The following is a 3840-nucleotide window of genomic DNA, read 5'->3' as shown; positions in this document are numbered from 1 at the left end:
CTTTTTTCTTCTTGCTGTAGAGCGAGTAGTCGCTGTCCTGGGCGGCGAGCAGGTCCAGTTTGCCCCCGGCCACAAGGTAAGCTTCGTCATTCGCGGCGAGGCGGCTGGAGGTGATGGTCATGTCCTGACCGGCACTCGCCGCCAGGCTGCCACCGGCGGTGACCGTGCTGCCCACCTGGCTTACATGATCTTCCTGGCGGGTGACCTTTTTGCTCTTCGAAAGCGAGTGCTCCTCATCCGCCGCCGAGCTGATCGCGAGATTCCCGGTTGCCGCCAGCGCGATATCGCGCTTGGCGTTGATCTGGCTGGCGACAGCAGTAAGGTCACGGCCCGCCGTCAGGCTAAGATCGCGCCCAGCGTTCAAGGCAGAGCCGTTCTGGGTGATGGTGCTGTCGGTGTGGCGGGTGCCCTGGGTGTTGCTGCTGACTTGTTCAGCCGAGAGCAGGTTGATGTCGCGGCCTGCTGCAATGTTCAGGTCACGGCTGCTTTGCAGCACGCTGCCGGTGTTGGTGACGTCACGCCCGGCTTGCAGCGTGAGGTCGTTGGCGGCTTCGATGCGCGCGGCGCTGTCGATAAAGTCGCGGCGCTCGGTTTTACTGCCTGCGGCGCTTTCATGGGTGGTTACAGTGCGTTCGTTGATGACGTCGCCACTGATGGCCGTGAGGCTAACATCTCGCCCGGCGATAATGCCGCCGGCCTGGTTCACCACGTTGTTGCCTGCCAACAGGTCCAGGCGGTTGCCGGCTTGGATCAGACCACTGTTGACCAGGTCGTTGCCTGCGGTGGCGCTGAGGTTGTTGGTGGCGCGCAGGGTGCCGCAAGGTCGGTGCTGGGAATGTCAATTTAGTGAAGCTAACTTAACTCAATTGATTTTAACTGCCCTTCCTCATCACACAAAATAACTACTGTGCCGTACGGGCAATCCAGAGTTATTACTTTATCCTTATATTCTTCATCAACAATCCCAGATGCCTTGCGAGTAGAGCTGTCAAATCCAATCTCTAGAAAGTAGCCCTCCCCATTATCTTGATTTGGCAAGGAATCTTTATTGCCTTGCGCAAACAGTATTTTTTGAATTTCCTCAATATGAATTGAAGCCACAAGCCCTCCGAAAATTCAAGTTAACGGGACAAAATCGCCCTTGCCTAACAAATTTTTAACTTGGCCAGGTCTAATTTGGCCAACAGAAATGATCTTCATCTCGTCTCTTGGCACGGTAATTCGAATCAGCTTCCCTTCAACTTCTTGAATTACGTTGATATGCCCTGTCCTTGCGTCCATGAACCAAGTAGCGCTGGGATTATTAGCAAGCTTCTGTAAGGCATCGGCATCAAGCTTTCCTGCAAGTCGCCCCATTCGAGGATCATTGAGCTGACCAAAAACGCGATCGGCAATTGAGAAGTTTTTTGCCGACCCTGAAGCTTCGCCTATCCCTTTTGCACCAACGTATATTGCTCTAAGAAAGCCGCCCGCACCATCAACAACCAATTTGCGTATGTCAGCCCTTCGGATTCGGGCTCAAAGAAACATCCAACTTTAGCAATCATAATCTCGCGACAAGCATCTTCAGAAAGATTAAGAGCAATCAACTGGTCAAGCTCACCAGCCCCCGCGAGCAACCTATCACGAGATTCACTATTAGTAATTTCATGAATCACCTCACTGCTATTGCTGAACTCTTCAGGCCAGTCTTGATGAAAGTAGCAACCTAATAACTGACCGATAACGCCGTAATTTTTCATACTCATGGCACCGTAGGGAATCCTGTAAGAATTTTATATCCTGTTGGAATTTTCGAATCCCGCAAAAGTATTACCCTGACCGAATTTGCATCTACTGCGCCGGACGCGCCGCGAGCAACAGATATTCCAACAGGGTTTGATAGTGTATGGTCGAGTCTCAAGCGGTTCGCGCTCCCAGAAAGCCAGTTCGCGATTTCTGTTTGGTTCATATCCAAGGTTTGTGAAACGGCCTTTTCAGCCACTGTTCGATCATAAAAAGATGACGAGCCGGTAATCTTAGGCTCCGCCGAAAGACGGCTTAACAACTGTTCCTCTGATTGCCCTACATGCTTTGCAAGCAAGTGCCCACCAGCTGCCTCATGAGCTGCAAGTCCACCACCTGGAACAATTGGGCTAACTGCCTTCCCAGGTTCTTTTGCACCACTCGTATCAACGGCCTTAACCAGCGACCAACCTGCCCCCGCCGATTTGGACAAGACCAGCAGCTCGCCTGTTGCCGTCGTGAAGCTTAGTACATTATCAACGCTTTCGGGAGATACCCCGAATACGGCGCCCAGCGCGCTAGCCGACAGCGTATTAGCCGGCATGCCGTTCCAGAGCATTTGTGCTCCCGCTGAGCTGGTGTCCGCGCCATAGCCGAAGAGGGGCACGCCTAGGAACGAACCGGCCCCTTCGGTACCGATACTCAGCGCAGCACCACCCGCCGCCAGCGCAACGCCCCCTGCCATCTGCACACCGCCAGTGAGACGGGTACCCACCTGGTAGGCACTGAGTGCATCGCTCACAGTGTCCGTTACGCCATACTGGAACAGCCCGGATGTGCTGACTAAGTTACGGGCATCCGCAAAGCTCTCACTATTGCCAATAGCTTCGATCTGCTTGTAATACAGAGAATCGGCACTGCCCTCGGGGAATTTACTGGCGCAATGAATGACTGCGCAGGCCGCCACGGTCAGCCGGAACTGCTGTGCTTCATCACCTGCTGATTGCTGCCTCAGCCACCGAGTTTCTTCCTCATGCGGAAGCCGGTTGTAAGCAGTTGCATCCTTGGCAATGTTTGCGCCGGTTTGAACGTCTCCGTCAACGGCAGCGGCAGCTAACAGGCCTACTATCTGTGATGCAGCCATTAGCCGTTGCGGATCACTGTTAAGGAAACCCGATAGCTGGTTAATCAACGCTTCGTTTGCGCCCGCGGCTGCGGCGCCCGTCGCGAAACCTTTGCCTTGAGCTTGGCTAAGCAGACCGCCTACAAGCGCGTGCAGCGCTACCTTCTCAACAGAACCATCCGGCAGTTTTCCGTACGTGCTGCCGCCGACTGCGTTAAAGGCAACTGCTTGAGCAAAGGCCGCCGCTTGGCCGGTCAGGGCACTTTCTAGATTCTGGCCTAGGCTGCCGCCCAAGATGGCGGTTTGAGCCGCAGCCTGGAAACCACCCTGAGCCGCAGAATATGCAGCGAATTGTCCCGCCCCGCCCCAGGTACCTAGGTTAAAACCATGCGTGACTTTGAAAAGGTCGTCACCCTTGACGCCGAAGGCGCTATCTAAATAGCCCGCTGTGAAACCGGCGGTAAGACCCGAGACGGCATAACCTTTAAGCGCATCGCTGGACGTGGTGTCCTTGAAGACCGCTCCCAAATCGCCCTTGTTACTGATAAAGCTGCTGGCAGCATTGGTAGCTGCCCCAGTTGCCACGGCTGCACCACCAGCAGCGACCACCGTCCCGGCCCCCGACAACGCACTCATGGCCGCAGGCCCAACGAAGACCGCCATCAGGATCGCCAGCGCCAGCTGCGCCCCAACCCCTAACCCCGACTGGCTGTATTTAAAGGAGTCATGAATCTCCTTCACCTGCCGCCAATCCACATCCCCCCGCTTCTCGGCATCCTTCAGCCACGCCAGTTGCGGGTCGGCCTTCACCATCGCATCGATCGCCTGGCTTACCGTCTGCTGGTTCACCTGCTTCACGTCGATCTGCAGCCCGTTCACCGCATTGATCGCCACGTCCCCTTTGGCCACCAGTTCACTCTGGCGCAGGGTTTCGTCGGTGTTGCCTTTGCCCTTGGCGCTGGTCCAGGCCAGGCTGCTGTTGCTCTTCTCGT

The 3840-nt window shown here is 55.4% G+C and carries 4 protein-coding genes and 1 pseudogene; all 5 read right to left on the bottom strand.

Translation table 11 applies throughout. The annotated features are described in order from the left end of the window. Positions 1 to 817 (bottom strand): annotated as a pseudogene (locus G7016_RS24705) (hemagglutinin repeat-containing protein); the annotation flags it as partial. A gap of 35 nt (positions 818 to 852) precedes the next feature. Next, the gene (locus G7016_RS24700) at positions 853 to 1101 is read right to left on the bottom strand and encodes a hypothetical protein (RefSeq protein ID WP_181118399.1); all 249 of its coding nucleotides are present in this window, start codon (positions 1099 to 1101) and stop codon (positions 853 to 855) included. 15 nt (positions 1102 to 1116) lie between these two features. Then, positions 1117 to 1488: a hypothetical protein gene (locus G7016_RS24695; RefSeq protein ID WP_181118398.1), complete on the bottom strand. Its 372-nt coding sequence runs from the start codon at positions 1486 to 1488 to the stop codon at positions 1117 to 1119. Next, complete coding sequence (locus G7016_RS24690) at positions 1428 to 1742, bottom strand: contact-dependent growth inhibition system immunity protein (protein ID WP_181118397.1); 315 nt, start codon at positions 1740 to 1742, stop codon at positions 1428 to 1430. Before G7016_RS24690 ends, G7016_RS24695 begins: the two co-directional genes overlap by 61 nt. 2 nt (positions 1743 to 1744) lie before the next feature. Next, on the bottom strand, positions 1745 to 3840 hold a 2096-nt coding region (locus G7016_RS24685), incomplete at its 5' end, for a DUF637 domain-containing protein (RefSeq protein ID WP_181118396.1).

Origin of the sequence: Pseudomonas japonica, from assembly GCF_013522925.1 — a bacterium.
GTDB classification, from domain to species: domain Bacteria; phylum Pseudomonadota; class Gammaproteobacteria; order Pseudomonadales; family Pseudomonadaceae; genus Aquipseudomonas; species Aquipseudomonas japonica_A.
This window is presented reverse-complemented; position numbering and strand designations above follow the sequence as displayed.